The following is a 16532-nucleotide window of genomic DNA, read 5'->3' as shown; positions in this document are numbered from 1 at the left end:
CTAAACCTATTATCGATATAACGACACCGCCTTAGGAAACTAGGGCGGTGTTTTTGTTGAATTGTGCTTTTTAGCTTGAAATTTTCTGCTGCGCCCCTATTAGTATAAACAGCTTAGCGATATTCGAAATTGAACTGCTTAATTTGTAGCTGAGTAGAGACAGTCAAATGATTGCTATTTTATGATACGTTTTTGACATAAATTAAAGGAGTTTTTTATGAGTGAACAGACCCCAGTTGATAACCAAAAAGTTGATAGCATCAATGTTAATAAAAGCAGCCCAGAATTAAAAAAACATACCTTTGAGGCGGAAGTAGCGCAACTGCTGCATCTAGTCACACATTCGCTTTACTCTAATTCTGATATCTTTGTGCGTGAGCTGGTTTCAAACGCCTCTGATGCTTGTGATAAATTGCGCTTTGAAGCGACCAATGATGGCAGTCTTTATGAAGACGATGGCGAGCTAAAAATTCGCATTGCTGTCGACGAAGACGCCAAAACCATCACCTTTACCGATAATGGTATTGGCATGAATGAAGCCGATGCCATCGAAAACTTGGGTACGATTGCCAAGTCCGGTACTAAAGCATTTTTAGACAAGCTGTCTGAATCACAAAAGCAAGATGGTCAATTAATCGGACAGTTTGGGGTTGGCTTCTATTCAGGTTTTATCGTTGCCGATACGATTAGCGTCGAATCACGCAAAGCGGGCGAACCTGCGGATAAGGGCGTGCGCTGGGTATCAGATGGTACGGGTAGCTTTACTGTTGAACCTATCACGAAAGAAACTCGTGGCACCGCCATTACTTTGCATTTAAAAGAGCAATATAGTGAGGGTGAAGACAGCTATTTAGACCGTGGCAAAATTAAGCAGTTGGTTAATAAATACTCAGACCATATCAGCTTGCCGATTCAGATGCGTAAAGAAGTTTGGCAAGAAGATGTCAAAGAAGATGAGAACGACGACGCACCTGCTGGTGGCGAGATGGTATTGACTGATGAATGGGAAACTATCAACAAAGCCAGCGCGCTATGGACACGTACGGCATCTGAGATTGAAGATGAAGAGTATATCGATTTTTATAAAAATATCACCTATGACATGGACGCGCCACTAGCATGGACGCATAACCGTGTCGAAGGTCGTGTTCAGTATACTCAGCTACTATATATTCCGAAAAAAGCCCCTGTCGATTTATATACTCGTGACCAGCAGCATGGACTAAAGCTATACGTGAAGCGCGTCTTTATTATGGATGAAGCTGAGCAATTATTGCCAATGTACCTGCGTTTCGTCAAAGGGGTCATTGATTCAGCCGACTTGCCATTGAACGTCAGCCGCGAGCTATTACAAGAGTCGCGTGATGTGAAGTCTATCCGCGATGGTAACGCCCGTCGTATTTTGACGTTGCTGGCCAGTCTAGCCAACAGTGAAGACAGTGATAAGCAAGAAAAATTCGCGCAGTTCTACGCTGAATTTGGTGATGTTATCAAAGAAGGCGTTGGCGAAGACATGGGCAATCAAGAACGTATTGCCAAATTGCTACGTTATGCGACCAGTACTCAGGATAGTGTGACCACCAGCTTTGAAGACTATAAAGCGCGTATGAAGGAGGGTCAAAAAGCCATCTATTATCTAACGGCTGACAATCTAGCGGCTGCTAAAAATAGCCCACAGTTAGAGCTGTTTAAAAAGAAAGGCATCGAAGTTATCTTGATGACTAGCCGTGTTGATGAATGGGCAATGAACTTCTTGACCTCATTTGATGAGACACCGCTACAAAACATCGCCAAAGGTGCCGTTGATTTGGGCGACTTGCAAGACGAAGCCGAAAAAGCGGAAGCTGAAAAAGCGCAAGAAACCATGAAGCCAGTCGTTGATAAACTTAAAGCAGCGTTAGGCGAACGTGCCAAAGACGTTAAAGTATCGACGCGTTTGGTTGATAGTCCTGCCTGCCTAGTCGTTGGGGAAGGTGAGCTATCACCACAAATGATTCAGATGCTGAAGCAAATGGGTCAAGATGTGCCAGAGAGCAAGCCGACGTTAGAGGTCAACCCTGATCATCCATTGATTAAAAAGTTAGAGACTAGCGAGCAATCTGACGTCGATTTTGATAAATTGGCGCAAGTAATTTTTGACCAAGCATTGTTAGCAGATGGCGGTCAGTTAGATGATCCAGCCGCTTATCTAAAACGTGTGAATGAGCTTTTGATGAGATAGTAGTGAGTCTTTGATACAGTCATTATTGAGAAAAAAGGAGGTCTTGGATTCAAGATCTCCTTTTTTATATGTTCTTAGCCAAATTTAAGCGAATTTTACAAATCAGCCTTATCCTCTTGACCGACAATCCGTTACAATCGCGTTATATTAGCGAGCTAAACTGTTTAGTCATATTTTTAGTCTTTGCTATTCGTCTCTTAAAATCATCTCATTGTGAATTGCATGTAATCTTGATGTCCATATGCTATATAAAAAATGTGAATTAATGACATTTCGTAGGTAGCTGCCACACCAAAAATCATCATCAACTCACTTTCTTTTCTCGACTGGCTAGAGGTTTAAGTCTTTGTCACTTGCGTCGTTAAAAACCGTATCGCTTCAGCGTTTTTCGCTCAATTTCGCTGCCAATATTATTGCAACCTTGTGGATGCTAGTGGGGTCGACGCGCGCGTTTTCTTGGGTAAAACCTACCTTTATCCAGTTTGCCGTATTTGCACTATTGGCACTCGGTAGTAATGTACTGTTTTCTTGGTTAGCCGCGGAAAATGGCAGTATCTTTAATGAGCAAGGGTTGGTCAGCTACTTGATTTGGCCGATGATAATTTTATTGGGCGGCATCATTTTGGCACGGCGTTCTGGCAATCAAACGTTGGTGTTTGTGCCCGTGGTATTGTGGTTAGTGGCTGATACCTTATCTGCATTATTACAAAGTTTGGTGCAGTTTTTGGGCAGTTATGGTTGGTTGCCAGATTGGAGCTATTCACTTTTACCCATACTGTTTTTGGTGCTGTTTTTATGGCAGACCTTGGCGTTATTATGGATTTTTTCTCGTCGTCTACGCATACCGTGGTGGGAGCGGGTCATTGTATTGGTAGGTGCAGTCGCACTGTTGACGATTTGGCAGCGTAATGTCGCGGATCAGCCTATATTTAAGCAGATTCCTGTAGAGCCTGTTTTAGCCGAAGCGGCATTATATGAGCAGCCTCGTTTGTTACAGCAAGCATTAAATAGTATCGATCCTAGCACTTCGGGCAAGACCGACTGGTATTTTATGGGTGTGGCAGGATTCTCTGGTCAAGACGTTTTTCGCTCTGAGATTAATAAAGTGCGTGAGCTATTCGATGTGCGTTTTGGCACTAGTGGACATTCACTCTCGTTGATCAACAATACTTATAGTTGGCTTGATGAGCCAATCGCTACCAAAACCAGTATTCTGCGTGGATTAAAGAAAATTGGTCAGCAGATGAATGCCGATGAGGATGTGTTATTCCTAACCTTGTCTTCACACGGCAACGAAAATATCATTCAATTAGCAAATCCACCATTAGCAATGGAGAATCTAGACGCCGCATGGTTACGGGAGGCGCTAGACGCTTCAGGTATTCGCTGGCGGGTGATTGTGGTATCTGCCTGCTATTCAGGCTCATTTATCGATGAATTGGCCTCCCCAACCACGGTAGTGATTACTGCATCAGCCGCTGACAAAGCATCGTTTGGCTGCACCAACACAGCTGAGATGACCTATTTTGGGCAAGCGTTTTTTGCTGAAAGCCTGCGTGGTAATACCAGTTTTGAATCTGCCTTTAAAGATGCCCGTTTGCGTGTGAATGAGCGTGAAAGTGCGATGGGTTTTGAACCCTCAGAGCCGCAGATGGTGATTGGTAGTCTGATGGAGACTGCTTTGCCAGCGTTCGAACAAGTATTGTTTGATAAAACCCGACCACCAGTCGCCAGTATTATTAATGACAGTGATCCTATCGCCATTAATGTCGTAGAGGATAGTGCTTCTGGTCAGCCAGTGGCTAATACTGCGATCACTGCCAATTAACAGTAAACCCAAAACCCGCAACCCAAAAATCACGATGAGCCGTATTAAGCTCGTTCAGTCTAGAATCTGTAATACTGACACTCGCTTTCCTTACTACTTTAATTCTTGTGAATGGTATAATGATTGAGTACTAAGTGAGTTTGGAGAAGTACTAGTATTACTTTACCAATGCTTTTTATAAGTCATCGTGTACTTTACTTTGGATAAAAAGGATGTCGCTTATGAACAACTCTTATAAACACAGTTTATCTACCAACTCAAAAATCACGCAGATCAGCGTCAACCGCTGTTTCGATGGTGAGCAGCATTACTATAGCCATCAATCATCATCGACCAAAACGCCGATGACCTTTAGCATTTATCTGCCAGATGAAGCGCTTGCTGGTCGCCGTTGTCCAGCGATTCTATATTTATCAGGTCTCACTTGCAATGCTGATAACGTCACCCACAAAGCGCACTTTCAGCAAAAATGCAGCGAGCTTGGTATGATACTTATCGCGCCTGATACATCACCTCGAAGTAGTGATGACAGCGATGTGCCAAACGACGACCGCTATTTTGTTGGTCAGGGTGCCAGCTATTATGTCGATGCGACGCAAGCACCTTGGTCAGAGCATTTTAATATGCAAAGCTATATTGTTGATGAGTTATATGACTTGTTACGCTCAGAATTTCCTATTGATAGTATCGGCGTGACAGGGCATTCGATGGGCGGTCACGGAGCATTACTATTGGGCTTTAAGTTTCCAGGCAAGTTTGTGAGTGTCTCAGCATTATCGCCTGTGTGCGCGGCCAGTGAGTCGGCATGGGGGCAAGCCGCTTATACAGAATACTTCGGCGATGATAAATCACCATGGGCGCAGGCAGATGCTGTGCAGATGATTGAAAAATCGGGGCAGCAGTATGCAAGTATCTTGGTAGATCAAGGCGCGGCTGATAATTTTTTAGCAGAGGGTCAATTACAAACCACCAAATTACAACGCGCTTGTGACAAAGCCAATCAGCCCTTAACCTTGCGTTATCAAGCGGGTCACGATCATAGCTACTATTTTATCCAAACGGTGATTAACGATCATATTGAGCATCACTGGCGTATGGCACAAATGAGCTAAGTCCAGTATTAGAATGATGATCTGATCGATAAATTGACAGACAGTTACGCTGATTATTTAGTCAAGCGTACTTATTGATATAAAATAGATTCATATAAAATAGAAGTTGGCTGAATATCTGTTAAGCCTCTTTAAAGGTAAGGTTTTATGGCAAGTAATCTGACAGCATTAGTAGCCGATGGTTTGGCTTGTAAGCAGCAAACCGTTCAGTCATCGCTTGCGACCATGCAAGCCGATATGACCGCGGCTCTAAAAAATAATCAGCATGCTGATATTAGTACTGAATCAAATGACAGACAGACACGTTCAGATGAGCTTATCGCAACTGTAGTCAATGAGTCGGGTGATAAAGTGCTAGATGACGCGCAAGTCTCACGAGTAATAGAAATGGCGTGGGAGGACAGAACACCGTTTGCGGCGATAGAGCATAGCTATGGTCTCAATGAAGCAGGCGTGATTAAGCTGATGCGCCAAACGCTAAAGCCGTCATCTTTTCGCTTATGGCGTCAGCGTGTCAGTAATCGCGCGACCAAATATCAAGCTAAGCGAGGCTTCGAGGTCGGTCGTGCTTATTGCAAAACCCAGTATAAGCAGCGCTAGTGGTTTGAGTTCTTAATATTATTGCTTTAAAGGCTCAGTTTTTTAAGCCAGTCCTTAGTTTCTTTTTATTTTATTCGTATTTTATTTCAACAGAATCAGGTAGCTTAACTATGATTATTCCTTCTAAACCTTATCTTATCGCTCCATCAATACTCTCAGCTGATTTTGCACGTCTAGGTGAAGAAGTTGAAAGGGTGTTGGAATCAGGTGCTGATGTGATTCATTTTGATGTAATGGACAACCATTATGTACCCAATCTCACCTTTGGCAGTATGATTTGTAAGGCGCTGCGTGATTATGGGATTGATGCACCAATCGATGTGCATTTGATGGTCTCGCCAGTTGACGGCATGATTGAGCAGTTTTTGGAAGCAGGTGCGAGTGTTATCACTTTTCATCCAGAAGCCAGTGGGCATATTGATCGCTCTTTACAACTGATCAAAGATGGCGGTGCTGAATGTGGTTTAGTATTGAATCCAGCAACGCCATTACATTATTTAGACTATGTGATGGACAAGGTAGATCAAATTTTATTGATGAGCGTCAACCCAGGTTTTGGCGGTCAGTCATTTATTGAAGGGACGTTAGAAAAAGTGCGCCAAGTTCGTCAGCGCATCATCACCAGCGGTCGTGATATCAGATTAGAAGTAGATGGCGGTATCAAAGCCAGTAATATCCGAGCCATTGCCGAAGCGGGTGCTGATATGTTTGTGGCAGGGTCGGCGATCTTTAACCAAGATGACTATAAAGTGGCTATTGATGCTATGCGTGCTGAGCTAGCTTTGGCTAATGGTAACGAATAACCACGGTCTTATGTGACTGGTAAATACGTTCGTCAGTCATTTTCGTCATAAAAGAATAGTAGAAAAATGTGCTGTATAACGGATAACGATGCATAACGGCAAGTTACGTAAAGGTGAAATATGGACACAAAAAACTCAATCAATTCGTCAGAATCACCTGAGTCAGAGCAAAGCACTGAGCAGCCAATTCAGAATGAGATACAGCAACGCAGTCTGGTGCCAAAGGGTATTACTATTGGCTTGGCTGTATTTGCCTTGGTTCTAAGTTTGGCAGGTTACGGCTTTCGGCTAATGGTGGGTGATGATACTGGTGAAGTATTACGTCATGCTGCGATCATTGTGCCTGCATTTATGCTGGGCATTCCCCTGTTTTTTTGGCTAGGTTCGAAGATACTTAACAAAGTCAAAGGCATGCATATAGAGAGCTGGAATGCCATTAGCTTGGGTTATTTAACCTCTTGTATATCGATGCTTTGGTTAATGGGTACTTACAGTTAGAGTCTTATGAGCAGAGATAAAGCTGTTTGGTAAATAGTGCACTGCAATATTTATGATAGGCTGTTTTTATACAATTTTTAATTATTAAGTCACGCGCTGCAAGCGTGACTGGAATTTTACATGAGAATCATACCGACCAAGATTGCCAATATCATCTATCCAAAAGACCTACCCAATGGCTTATTCACCAGCTTAATTATCGCCTGTTTGCTGCTAGGGCTGGCATCATTACGTAACGGTACTGATTTACAAGGCTGGCTCAATGTCATCGAAAACTGGCTGCTTATGCTGTTGATATTTCCGACCGCCACCGCCACTGTAGCCTTACCGTTTAAATATCGAGATCCGACATTAGAGTTAAAGCTCATGTATTATCTCGGCATGTTTGTTGCCTTCTTATTTACTGTGGCAAAATTACGCTACTGGCGCTAATACTATCAGTGATAGCACACCCAAAGAGCCTTTATGTAGAAGACTTATGTGACAAGCCTTGAATTTCAAGACCAAAGCGTCCATTGTATGACTAAGATAGTTTTACCCGTATTACTGTAAAACAATAATGTTGCGGTGCGCGATTTTTCTTGCAAGTATTAGACGGGACAATGAGGAAGCAATTCATGCCATACGATATCGATAATGATATAGAAGTAGATAACGAAAGTACGGATCAATTTGCAGGATTTGCCAAAGAGACTACCCTTGAGTTGGTAGAGGCAGAAGATGGTCGCTTATTGTTACGTGACGCGGAACAAGACGAAGCGCCGCTGATGACCATTGATTTTTCTGAAAAGCTTAAAGAGCTGCTCGGTAGTGACACCCAAGCGATAGGTCAGCATATGATTCATGCCGCGATTCAGGTCATTATGCAAAAGCAGATGAGCCAATGGCATGCGCATGTTTATGACAAAGAGCCGACGCACTATAGTTAGTGATGAGATGGGTTGCTGTTAAGTTGGCTAGTAGTCGTTAATTAAAATAATCATCATTAAAAGTAGCAAGCGTAAAAAAGGGTATATCAATTGATATACCCTTTTTTTTCAAGTAACTTATATATAGAACGTATTTATAAAAATATATTCTATAAATTATAGCAATTATTTGATTTTAGCTTCTTTAAACATCACGTGCTGACGAATTTTTGGATCGAATTTCTTCATTTCCATTTTGCCAGGCATAGTGCGTTTGTTTTTAGTAGTGGTGTAGTAATACCCAGTACCAGCTGTTGATACTAATTTAATTTTATCTCTCATGATAGCTTTCCTGTAAATGAGGGGTCTTCAAACGATAGGTACGGATCTAAAATATTAAGTAACTACATAAGATGTAGCAGAAAAGCAGCTTAAATCACGAAAATTATCGAAATATTAAGCTGCTATTCTTAACTTATACTTTTTGACCTTGTGCGCGCATATCTGCTAACACTTTATCGATACCAAGTTTGTCAATAGTGCGCATACCTTTGGTAGACACACGTAGACGTACAAAACGATTTTCAGACTCTACCCAAAAACGATGGTTATGAAGGTTTGGTAGAAAGCGACGACGGGTTTTGTTGTTTGCGTGCGAAACATTATTACCCACCATAGGGCGCTTTCCAGTCACTTGGCAAACTCGAGACATGGCGAACTCCTAATCTATGAGGTATGAGTTTTTCTCATACCAGTCTGGGCAAGTTGCACGTTTTTGCGGCATGGACACAGCAAGCGGCAGCTTTGCACCAAACAAAACTATATGAATGTTGAGTTGATATTGCTGTTATCTAAAGGCAAATAACAAGCGTACCAATTCAGAAAATTTTAAAGCCGACATTTATACCATAAAAGAGATGAATACTCAAATATTTTTATGATTATTGTCGATCTAAAGGATGGCTATTATACCCTGAAATTCACTGGCTATGTTGTTGATTATTTAATAGTAAAAATTAATTTTTAGTTGTAAGTTATGACAAAAGTCAGTAAAGTTGCTGTTATATATTTAATACAATCTGTTAATACAACGGGTGTTAATGTAAATCTATGTATCATTACCAATCTGTTATGATTCTGTGTAATGATTTTTGTTTATTTGCTCGAATAAATTACTGCTGACGCGGAGTCCAAAACATGTCATATAGCTCATTACCTTTTACCTCTAAATTATTTCAGCTTACGGCGTTAACAATATCACTAACTCTAGCTGGATGTGGTGGTGGCGGTGGCGGTGATACTGTAGATTCTATTGCACCCACTCCTGATACAGGTTTGGTGCAGGTAACCCCTGATGGTCAAATTCCAGGTGATTCTGCTACTAAAGCAAGTGAAATATATATATCTTCCAATTATAGTGGGATTAAAATGACTAAGGGAGCTTCTATAGAAGTGACTGCCTTAGTGTTAGATGCAAACAATGGTAATCTAGCAGAGCAACCTGTAACTTTTAAAATTACTGACCCTAAAGCTACAGGTGTATTTAGTAACTCTCAATCCAAGATTACTACGGATGAAAATGGCAAAGCAGTAATCAGATTAGAGGTGCTAAATCAATTATCTACAGAGCAAAGTGATTATCTTATAAACAATGGATTGATAGTAGAAGCTAGTATTGGTAATGTAACAAAATCTATTAAACTATATGGCTCGAATGACAACGCTGATATTGAAAAACAAAATGTATATGATGTTTTTATCTCCTCTGATAAAAATCAGCTATTGACTGGCCAAGATAAGACAACAGTTAGTATTAGAGTAACTGATAAAAAAGGCGGTATTATTGCAGGAGTGCCTGTCATCGTCAGTATTGCTGATGCTGCATTATATGGCTTGTCATTGAATGGAACTTCTCGGCAGCTCACAGATAATGAAGGGCTAGTCGAAATCGAGCTGATACAAAGTAGAGTAAGTGTTGATGCTCAACTGAACCACGAGAGTGTATTGAACGTTGTTGTTGATGATGGCAAAAACAGTATTGTTGAACAAAACTTACCAATCATAGCTTCAGGTACTCGTGTAAGTAACGTGGTATCTTCTAAGAATGCAGTAAATGCAGGAGATAATTTTAGAGTATCTGGGCAACTCTTAGATGGCGCAGCAAAACCAGTTGCGAATGCTAATTTTATTATTTATAGCAACGATACGGAAGCTGGGGTTGGAAAGTCTGACAATAATGGTAATTTTGCAGTTGACTTAAATGCTTCTAGTTTAAAACCAGTAGATGATAACTATTTATTCGGTCTTGAGGTAAAAGGCGTTGAAGTTAGCCAGCGTATTCCTGATATTTTAACGGTAGTATCTACGAGTAGCTCAAACATAGGGTTTTCTCCAACTACAGATATTATTGTCGGTGATCGACAGAAAGTCATCTTGAGTGTGCCAGATGCTGTTGATGGAGATAGCGTTAATGTCTCAACAAATAAGGGCAAAATATTTGCATCAGTGAATGACGTTCAAGGAAGCTCGCGTCGTACATTGACTGTTACGGGTAAAAAAGTTGAGTTTTATGTAGAATCTAATGTACCTGGAACTGCAACTGTAAGAGCGGAATATGGCAATGATAGTAAAGAGACAGTATTGAGTTTTGTCTCTATCGAGCCGAAAAAATTGATTCTACAGATTGAGCGTGCAGTCTTAAGTGTGGGCGGCTCTACCTCTGTAATGGCTAGAGTTTTGGACAAGGATGATGCTCCTGTCAAAAATGCTATTGTACAGTTTACGACGACCAGAGATGCATCTGGTGGAAGTTTAAGCCAAGCGGTGGCGTATACTGATGATAATGGTCGAGCTGTAACGACTTATAATGCAGGCCAAAACTCAACAAGTACAGATGGTGTTGTCATTGAAGCACAGGTTCAGTCAATTAGATTACCAGATGGTAAGGAAAAAGCAGTAAACACACTCTTAGATAATTCAGCAATCACAGTCCAAACAAAGTCGACCTATATTAGTTTTGCATTTGCAGACAAAGTTTCTGCAGGTAGCAATCAAGTATATTACTTCCAGAAAGGATCAATTAGTGTGCTCAATAGTGCTGGTAAGCCAGCTATTAATCAACCAGTCTCTATTAATTTGATTCCTGATAGTTATTTAAAAGGTGAGTTTAGTATCATTAAGGATATATTTGGCAGGACTGTCTGGTTCCAAGATTCGGTTTCTTGTGGCAAAGAAGATAAAAATAATAATGGCATTTTAGATCCTAATGAAGATTTCAACAATAACGGTCAATTAGATCCTGTTAACGTGGCGGCAGTTATCAATGAGAATGGTCAAGAAGTAACTTCTAGCCAGAATTTTAATTTTATAACAGATGATACTGGTAGAGTAGATTTCTCTATACGTTACCCTAAAGAGTATGCAAACTGGTACAAAGCTAGTGTTACAGTCAATACTAGTGTAGATGGTAGTGAGTCACAGCAATCTCGTGTGATAGGTTTCCCTACTCTAGTAACTGACGTGAATATTGGCATACCAATTCGACCAAACTGGACAAGTCCATTTGGTACTGATTTAAGTTGCTCTAGTTCTAAATAGAATCCATTATAAATACAAAAACCCCCAACCACGCGTTGGGGGTTTTTGTATTTATAATCTCAATAACGAAATACAACCAACTCAATCAGCAAAGTTAGGTAAAAGCGATTAGAATAGTCGGTTTCCTATGCTAATGACCGTATTGAAAGTCAGTAGCAAGTTTAATTTTTTGATTGGGCGCACTATGTCAGACACTGTAACGATTACTTCAGCAAAAAACTCATCTCATAAACTATCTAATAACCTGCCTAACAAGACGGCAATCGATACTGCCACGCTATTGATTAAATGCCGTGACCAAGCCGGTATCGTGCAAGCGGTATCTGAGTTTATTCATCGCTATGGTGCTAATATTATCACTCTCGATCAGTATTCAACTGCTCATGAGGGTGGTCAATATTTTATGCGTTTAGAGTTTGCTTTGGCAGGATTGAGCGAGATCATTGAGAATTTTGAAGCCAGTTTTTCGCATACGGTAGCCAAGCGCCATAACATGGCTTGGCGTTTACATGATAATGCGATTAAGACGAAAGTTGGTATTTTAGTATCAAAGTTTGATCATGCATTGTTGGATTTGTTATGGCGGCATCAGCGAGGTTTACTTGACTGCGAGATTACCTCTGTCGTTAGTAATCACGAAGACTTGCGCCAATCGGTAGAGAACTTCGGTATTACTTTCCATCATGTGCCAGTGACCAAAGACAATAAATCAGAGGCAGAAGAGCAAATTCATGAGTTGATGGCAGGCAATGATTTGCTAGTGTTGGCGCGTTATATGCAGATATTATCGTCTGATTTTGTCAAGCGATGGCCGATGCAAGTCATTAATATTCACCATTCATTTTTGCCTGCATTTGTGGGAGCTGACCCTTATCGTCAGGCTTATGATAAAGGTGTGAAACTCATTGGCGCGACCGCGCATTACGTCACCGCTGAGCTTGATCAAGGCCCTATCATTGAGCAAGATGTACACCGAGTCACTCACCGTCAAGGTGTGACGGAGCTGCGCGCTATTGGTCGTGATATCGAGCGTAATGTCTTGGCACGCGCTGTGAACTGGCATGTACAAAACCGCGTGATTGTAGCGGGTAATAAAACCGTGGTTTTTAATTAGCATTTAATTAGAGCGAGTTCAAATTGAGAAGTGCTGGTTAACAGAAGGTTAAAAAAAGCCGTGAGTATTATTCATTAATACTCACGGCTTTTTTCTGGACCTATTGCTATTGCAGCGCTGATTTTATATCAGCATCTCTAACACAAACTTGCTGCCCACAAAGCCGATGGCTAATAGGATAAAAGCATAGATAGTCATATTGGCGGCACGTTTGCCCCGCCATCCAGCACGCCAGTTACCGACCAGTAGCGCCCCAAACAATAACCAAGACAGCAGGCTAAATACGGTCTTATGCACAATATGCTGCGCCATCAAATCCTCTACATAGATAAAGCCAATGCCCAATGCGATACTTAGTAGGACAAAACCGACCAATAGCATATCGAATAATAGACTCTCCATACTTTGTAGTGATGGTAGTTTATTGACCCAAAAACGATGAATAGAGTGGTGCTTGAGTTCGCGTATTTGTAGGCGCAAAAATAGCGCTTGCACCGCTGCCATCAGCAGCACACAATAGGCGGCAAGTGATAGTAATATATGAGCTTCAAGCCCAATACTGATATTCGTAATGGGTTGATAAGGCGCACGGCCAATATAGCCAATTGTCAACCCTACCAATGCTGTTGGCGCTGCTAGTATGCCCAGACTAACAATGGGGCGATACAAACAAAATAAAAAATAGAAGAACAAAAAGAATAAGCTGATTAAGCTAATGATATTAAAAAGATTGAAGTTTAGCCCGTAAAGCGTCACAACATAAGGATAAAGTAGCGCCGCATGCGCGAGCATGCCGACCATCAATAATCCCAAACTGATGCCTTTATGGATAGGCTTATCCCGAGTCAGTGCCCAACTAAGGTAAGCGCTGACTAAGATATAGGCTAGGCTAGCAAGTAAGAATGCAAAGTGCACAGATATAATGCCTCATCTCATACTGAGCGCAAAATAGCCGCTCAATTTAATGCTAAAGTGGTATTATCGGAATGATTAGAATAATCGTCCAATTTATCATAAAATGGGTGCCAATTGAGCACCAACTTGCTTATTCCTTATAAATGCTTGGCCAAGTTTGCTTGAATGAGCGCTCATATGCCTAGCTTATAAAGCGATTGTCTATAAGTCATAAAGCGCCGCGCCAAGCTTTGGTAATGCTGTATTTGCAAAACCGATATAATTTTGGCATTGTCTTGGTGCTATAGTGTTGATAATAGACTGTTTTTTATCATTGTTTTTATGAAGATACGATTAAATACTTTACAGTATTCCCTAATAATATTTATCCGCTATTTAAGCTGAAGCCAGTTTCACTAAGTATTGTTTTAAGTAAGTATTATTTTAAGTAAGTATTATTTTAAGTAAATATTGTTTTCACCAAGAATTATTTTAACTGAGAGTTATTTATGTTTGATACCTTAACAGAACGTTTATCGTCGAGCCTGCGCAATATCGTCGGTACTGGGCAGTTGACCGAAGACAACATCAAAGATACCCTGCGTGAAGTGCGTATGGCGCTACTAGAAGCCGACGTCGCGCTACCCGTCACCCGTGACTTTGTAAAGCGCGTCAAAGAGCAAGCGCTTGGTGCAGAAGTACTTAAAGAGTTGGCACCGGGGCAAGCCTTTGTCAAAATCGTCCATGACGAGCTGACCGAAATGATGGGCAGTGCCAATCAGCAGCTTGAGATGACGGGTAAGCCACCAGTTGTTTATTTACTGGCTGGTTTGCAAGGGGCAGGTAAAACCACGACTGCCGGTAAATTGGCGAAGTTTTTACAAGAGCGTCATAAGAAAAAAGTGATGCTGGTATCCGCTGACGTCTATCGTCCAGCGGCGATTGCTCAGCTTGAGCAAGTGGCAGGTCAAGTGAATGCCAAGTTTGTTAATTCAAGTAGCGACGAAAACCCGATTGATATTGCGCTGCGTGCTATCGAAGAAGCAAAGATTCAGTACCAAGATATTTTGATTATTGATACCGCTGGTCGTCTGGCTATCGATGAGACTATGATGGCTGAAATTAAGGCGTTAACTGCAGCGGTCAATCCGTCTGAAACGTTATTTGTCGTCGATGCGATGACGGGTCAGGATGCGGCAAATACTGCCAAAGCCTTTAATGATGCGCTGCCATTAACGGGTGTGATTTTAACTAAGACTGATGGTGATGCGCGCGGTGGTGCGGCACTTTCTGTACGTGCGATTACTGGCAAACCAATTAAGTTTTTAGGTCGCGGTGAAAAATTAGACGCGTTAGAGCTGTTCCATCCTGAACGTATCGCTCAACGTATTCTTGGTATGGGTGACGTACTGAGTTTGGTCGAAGAAGTTGAACAAAAAATCGACCGTGATAAAGCCGAAAAAATGGCGAAAAAGATGCAAAAGGGCGGTGATTTCGACCTTGAGGATCTATTGACCCAGTTCCAACAAATGAAAAGCATGGGCGGCATGGCAGGCTTCTTAGATAAGATGCCAGGTATGGGCGGCTCGGATATGCAAAAAGCGGTCGAGGATGCCAAGCCAGAAGAAAAAGTACGTGAGATGGAAGCGTTGATTAATTCGATGACGCCATTTGAGCGCAAAAATCCCGATAAAATTAATCCAAGCCGTAAGCGCCGTATTGCCGCAGGTTCTGGACGTGAGATTCAAGACGTCAATCGTTTGCTTAAACAACACAAGCAAATGGCAAAAATGATGAAAATGATCTCCAAGCCTGAAGGCATCAGTAAAATGATGAAGTCGATGCAAGGGCTAATGGGTGGCGGTGCTGCAGGTGGCGGCGGTGGCGGTCCTTTATTTGGTGGCGGCGGTCAGCAAGGCGGCGTCAAAGATGTGAATCCACAACAAATGGCTAAGCAGATGGGTCTGGATCCAAACAACATGCCAAGCACCGAAGAGATGCAAAAACAAATGCAGGAAATGCAGAATCAAGCGCCAAAAAAGTTTAAAACCCGTTTTTAATTGATAGATGCTTAGATTGCTATAGTATTGAATTCTTAATGAAAACCCCAAGGTGCAAGTCGCTTTGGGGTTTTTTATGTCTGTCATGTTCCCATAAATATTGATGGATTAAATATGAAAATTTATAAATTAATAAAATTTGCCTATCCTAAATGCTATGATAGGCGCTGTTTTATAATGCTAAGTCAATAGGTCGAGGTTATGATGTTTTTAGCAATGGATACCGTGTTTGATCAGTGTTCGATCGCGATTTTAGATGTCAGTGGTCAAGTGCTATCGAGTCATACGGAGACGGGTAAACGCCAGCAAACCCAGCAAATTCTGCCAATGATTGACGCCGCTTTGTCCGAGGCTAAGCTCAACCTTGCTGATTTACAAGCCTTGATATTTAACCGTGGTCCTGGTGCCTTTAGTGGCATACGGATTAATACGGCAGTAGTACAAGCATTGTCTGTCGCCCATGATATTCCTTGTGTCGGAGTCTCAAGCTTACAAGCGATTGCGCAAGCAGCGTATCAAAAATATGGTGTGACCGAAGTGTATAGCGCCCTTGATGCGCGTATGCAGCAAGTGTATTTTGGGCAATATGTGCTAATAGACAACCTTATGCAGGCGGTTAATCAAGAAAATGGCGAAGATACCGAGCAGTTGCTCGATTATGACAGCCAGACGGTGCTCAATATTCCCATTGCTGGCAATGGTGCGCCGTTATTAACATTACATGATGGTCAGATCATTCAGGTAGATATTCACCCTGATGCTACTGTGATAGGGCAGCTTGGTATTGCTCAATTTAGGGCGACAGGCGGCACAGAAGCCTCGCAAGCGTTGCCAAAGTATCTGCGCAATCAAGCGTGGAAAACGCTAAAAGAGCAAGGTAAGGCGTAACCATCATAT

At 41.7% G+C, this 16532-nt stretch carries 15 protein-coding genes; 12 read left to right on the top strand and 3 right to left on the bottom strand.

What is annotated here, in order from left to right; genetic code table 11:
- Nucleotides 1-217: 217 nt before the first annotated feature.
- The 8 genes from htpG (at nucleotide 218) to JFC08_RS01605 (ending at nucleotide 7991) form a co-directional block, all read left to right on the top strand.
- The gene (gene htpG, locus JFC08_RS01640; RefSeq protein ID WP_227697580.1) at nucleotides 218-2221 is read left to right on the top strand and encodes a molecular chaperone HtpG; all 2004 of its coding nucleotides are present in this window, start codon (nucleotides 218-220) and stop codon (nucleotides 2219-2221) included.
- Between the two features lie 346 nt (nucleotides 2222-2567).
- Complete coding sequence (locus JFC08_RS01635; RefSeq protein ID WP_045444236.1) at nucleotides 2568-4049, top strand: C13 family peptidase; 1482 nt, start codon at nucleotides 2568-2570, stop codon at nucleotides 4047-4049.
- A gap of 221 nt (nucleotides 4050-4270) precedes the next feature.
- The gene (gene fghA, locus JFC08_RS01630) at nucleotides 4271-5161 is read left to right on the top strand and encodes an S-formylglutathione hydrolase (protein WP_198329457.1); all 891 of its coding nucleotides are present in this window, start codon (nucleotides 4271-4273) and stop codon (nucleotides 5159-5161) included.
- Nucleotides 5162-5479: 318 nt separating this feature from the next.
- Nucleotides 5480-5761, top strand: coding sequence for a TIGR03643 family protein (locus JFC08_RS13980; RefSeq protein WP_420825202.1), 282 nt, complete (start codon nucleotides 5480-5482; stop codon nucleotides 5759-5761).
- Nucleotides 5762-5871: 110 nt separating this feature from the next.
- Entirely contained in the window at nucleotides 5872-6564 is a 693-nt protein-coding gene (rpe, locus tag JFC08_RS01620) for a ribulose-phosphate 3-epimerase (protein WP_055124691.1), read from the top strand.
- Nucleotides 6565-6684: 120 nt separating this feature from the next.
- Nucleotides 6685-7062, top strand: a complete 378-nt coding sequence (locus tag JFC08_RS01615; RefSeq protein WP_227697579.1) for a hypothetical protein — start codon at nucleotides 6685-6687, stop codon at nucleotides 7060-7062.
- Nucleotides 7063-7182: 120 nt separating this feature from the next.
- Nucleotides 7183-7494: a hypothetical protein gene (locus JFC08_RS01610; protein ID WP_045444243.1), complete on the top strand. Its 312-nt coding sequence runs from the start codon at nucleotides 7183-7185 to the stop codon at nucleotides 7492-7494.
- 185 nt (nucleotides 7495-7679) lie between these two features.
- Nucleotides 7680-7991 carry a hypothetical protein gene (locus tag JFC08_RS01605; protein WP_045444246.1) on the top strand — a complete coding sequence of 104 codons (312 nt, stop codon included), beginning with the start codon at nucleotides 7680-7682 and terminating at the stop codon, nucleotides 7989-7991.
- Nucleotides 7992-8156: 165 nt separating this feature from the next.
- On the opposite strand, the gene rpmG is transcribed toward JFC08_RS01605, so the two are convergent.
- Nucleotides 8157-8312 (bottom strand): 50S ribosomal protein L33, encoded by a 156-nt coding sequence (rpmG, locus tag JFC08_RS01600; protein ID WP_045444249.1) that lies wholly within the window; start codon nucleotides 8310-8312, stop codon nucleotides 8157-8159.
- 133 nt (nucleotides 8313-8445) lie between these two features.
- Nucleotides 8446-8682, bottom strand: coding sequence for a 50S ribosomal protein L28 (rpmB, locus tag JFC08_RS01595; RefSeq protein ID WP_010201401.1), 237 nt, complete (start codon nucleotides 8680-8682; stop codon nucleotides 8446-8448).
- A 485-nt stretch (nucleotides 8683-9167) separates the two neighbouring features.
- Here rpmB and JFC08_RS01590 point away from each other — a divergent pair, with 485 nt between their 5' ends.
- Together JFC08_RS01590 and purU are read left to right on the top strand one after the other, a co-directional pair.
- Nucleotides 9168-11567: an Ig-like domain-containing protein gene (locus JFC08_RS01590; protein WP_198329455.1), complete on the top strand. Its 2400-nt coding sequence runs from the start codon at nucleotides 9168-9170 to the stop codon at nucleotides 11565-11567.
- A gap of 184 nt (nucleotides 11568-11751) precedes the next feature.
- The gene (gene purU / locus JFC08_RS01585; RefSeq protein WP_227697578.1) at nucleotides 11752-12681 is read left to right on the top strand and encodes a formyltetrahydrofolate deformylase; all 930 of its coding nucleotides are present in this window, start codon (nucleotides 11752-11754) and stop codon (nucleotides 12679-12681) included.
- A 123-nt stretch (nucleotides 12682-12804) separates the two neighbouring features.
- On the opposite strand, the gene JFC08_RS01580 is transcribed toward purU, so the two are convergent.
- Complete coding sequence (locus tag JFC08_RS01580) at nucleotides 12805-13596, bottom strand: cytochrome C assembly family protein (protein WP_055124689.1); 792 nt, start codon at nucleotides 13594-13596, stop codon at nucleotides 12805-12807.
- Nucleotides 13597-14084: 488 nt separating this feature from the next.
- Here JFC08_RS01580 and ffh point away from each other — a divergent pair, with 488 nt between their 5' ends.
- Entirely contained in the window at nucleotides 14085-15635 is a 1551-nt protein-coding gene (ffh, locus tag JFC08_RS01575; RefSeq protein ID WP_055124688.1) for a signal recognition particle protein, read from the top strand.
- A gap of 204 nt (nucleotides 15636-15839) precedes the next feature.
- Entirely contained in the window at nucleotides 15840-16523 is a 684-nt protein-coding gene (tsaB, locus tag JFC08_RS01570; protein WP_198329518.1) for a tRNA (adenosine(37)-N6)-threonylcarbamoyltransferase complex dimerization subunit type 1 TsaB, read from the top strand.
- Nucleotides 16524-16532: the final 9 nt, after the last annotated feature.

It is taken from the genome of Psychrobacter cibarius (assembly GCF_016107535.1).
Taxonomy (GTDB): Bacteria; Pseudomonadota; Gammaproteobacteria; order Pseudomonadales; family Moraxellaceae; genus Psychrobacter; species Psychrobacter cibarius.
This window is presented reverse-complemented; position numbering and strand designations above follow the sequence as displayed.

Excerpts from the sequence above, each read along its gene's own strand:
- htpG (WP_227697580.1), top strand. The coding sequence starts at position 218 with ATGAGTGAACAGACCCCAGTTGATAACCAAAAAGTTGATAGCATCAAT.
- fghA (WP_198329457.1), top strand. The coding sequence starts at position 4,271 with ATGAACAACTCTTATAAACACAGTTTATCTACCAACTCAAAAATCACG.
- rpe (WP_055124691.1), top strand. The coding sequence starts at position 5,872 with ATGATTATTCCTTCTAAACCTTATCTTATCGCTCCATCAATACTCTCA.
- JFC08_RS01615 (WP_227697579.1), top strand. The coding sequence starts at position 6,685 with ATGGACACAAAAAACTCAATCAATTCGTCAGAATCACCTGAGTCAGAG.
- JFC08_RS01610 (WP_045444243.1), top strand. The coding sequence starts at position 7,183 with ATGAGAATCATACCGACCAAGATTGCCAATATCATCTATCCAAAAGAC.
- JFC08_RS01605 (WP_045444246.1), top strand. The coding sequence starts at position 7,680 with ATGCCATACGATATCGATAATGATATAGAAGTAGATAACGAAAGTACG.
- rpmG (WP_045444249.1), bottom strand. The coding sequence starts at position 8,312 with ATGAGAGATAAAATTAAATTAGTATCAACAGCTGGTACTGGGTATTAC.
- rpmB (WP_010201401.1), bottom strand. The coding sequence starts at position 8,682 with ATGTCTCGAGTTTGCCAAGTGACTGGAAAGCGCCCTATGGTGGGTAAT.
- JFC08_RS01590 (WP_198329455.1), top strand. The coding sequence starts at position 9,168 with ATGTCATATAGCTCATTACCTTTTACCTCTAAATTATTTCAGCTTACG.
- purU (WP_227697578.1), top strand. The coding sequence starts at position 11,752 with ATGTCAGACACTGTAACGATTACTTCAGCAAAAAACTCATCTCATAAA.
- ffh (WP_055124688.1), top strand. The coding sequence starts at position 14,085 with ATGTTTGATACCTTAACAGAACGTTTATCGTCGAGCCTGCGCAATATC.
- tsaB (WP_198329518.1), top strand. The coding sequence starts at position 15,840 with ATGTTTTTAGCAATGGATACCGTGTTTGATCAGTGTTCGATCGCGATT.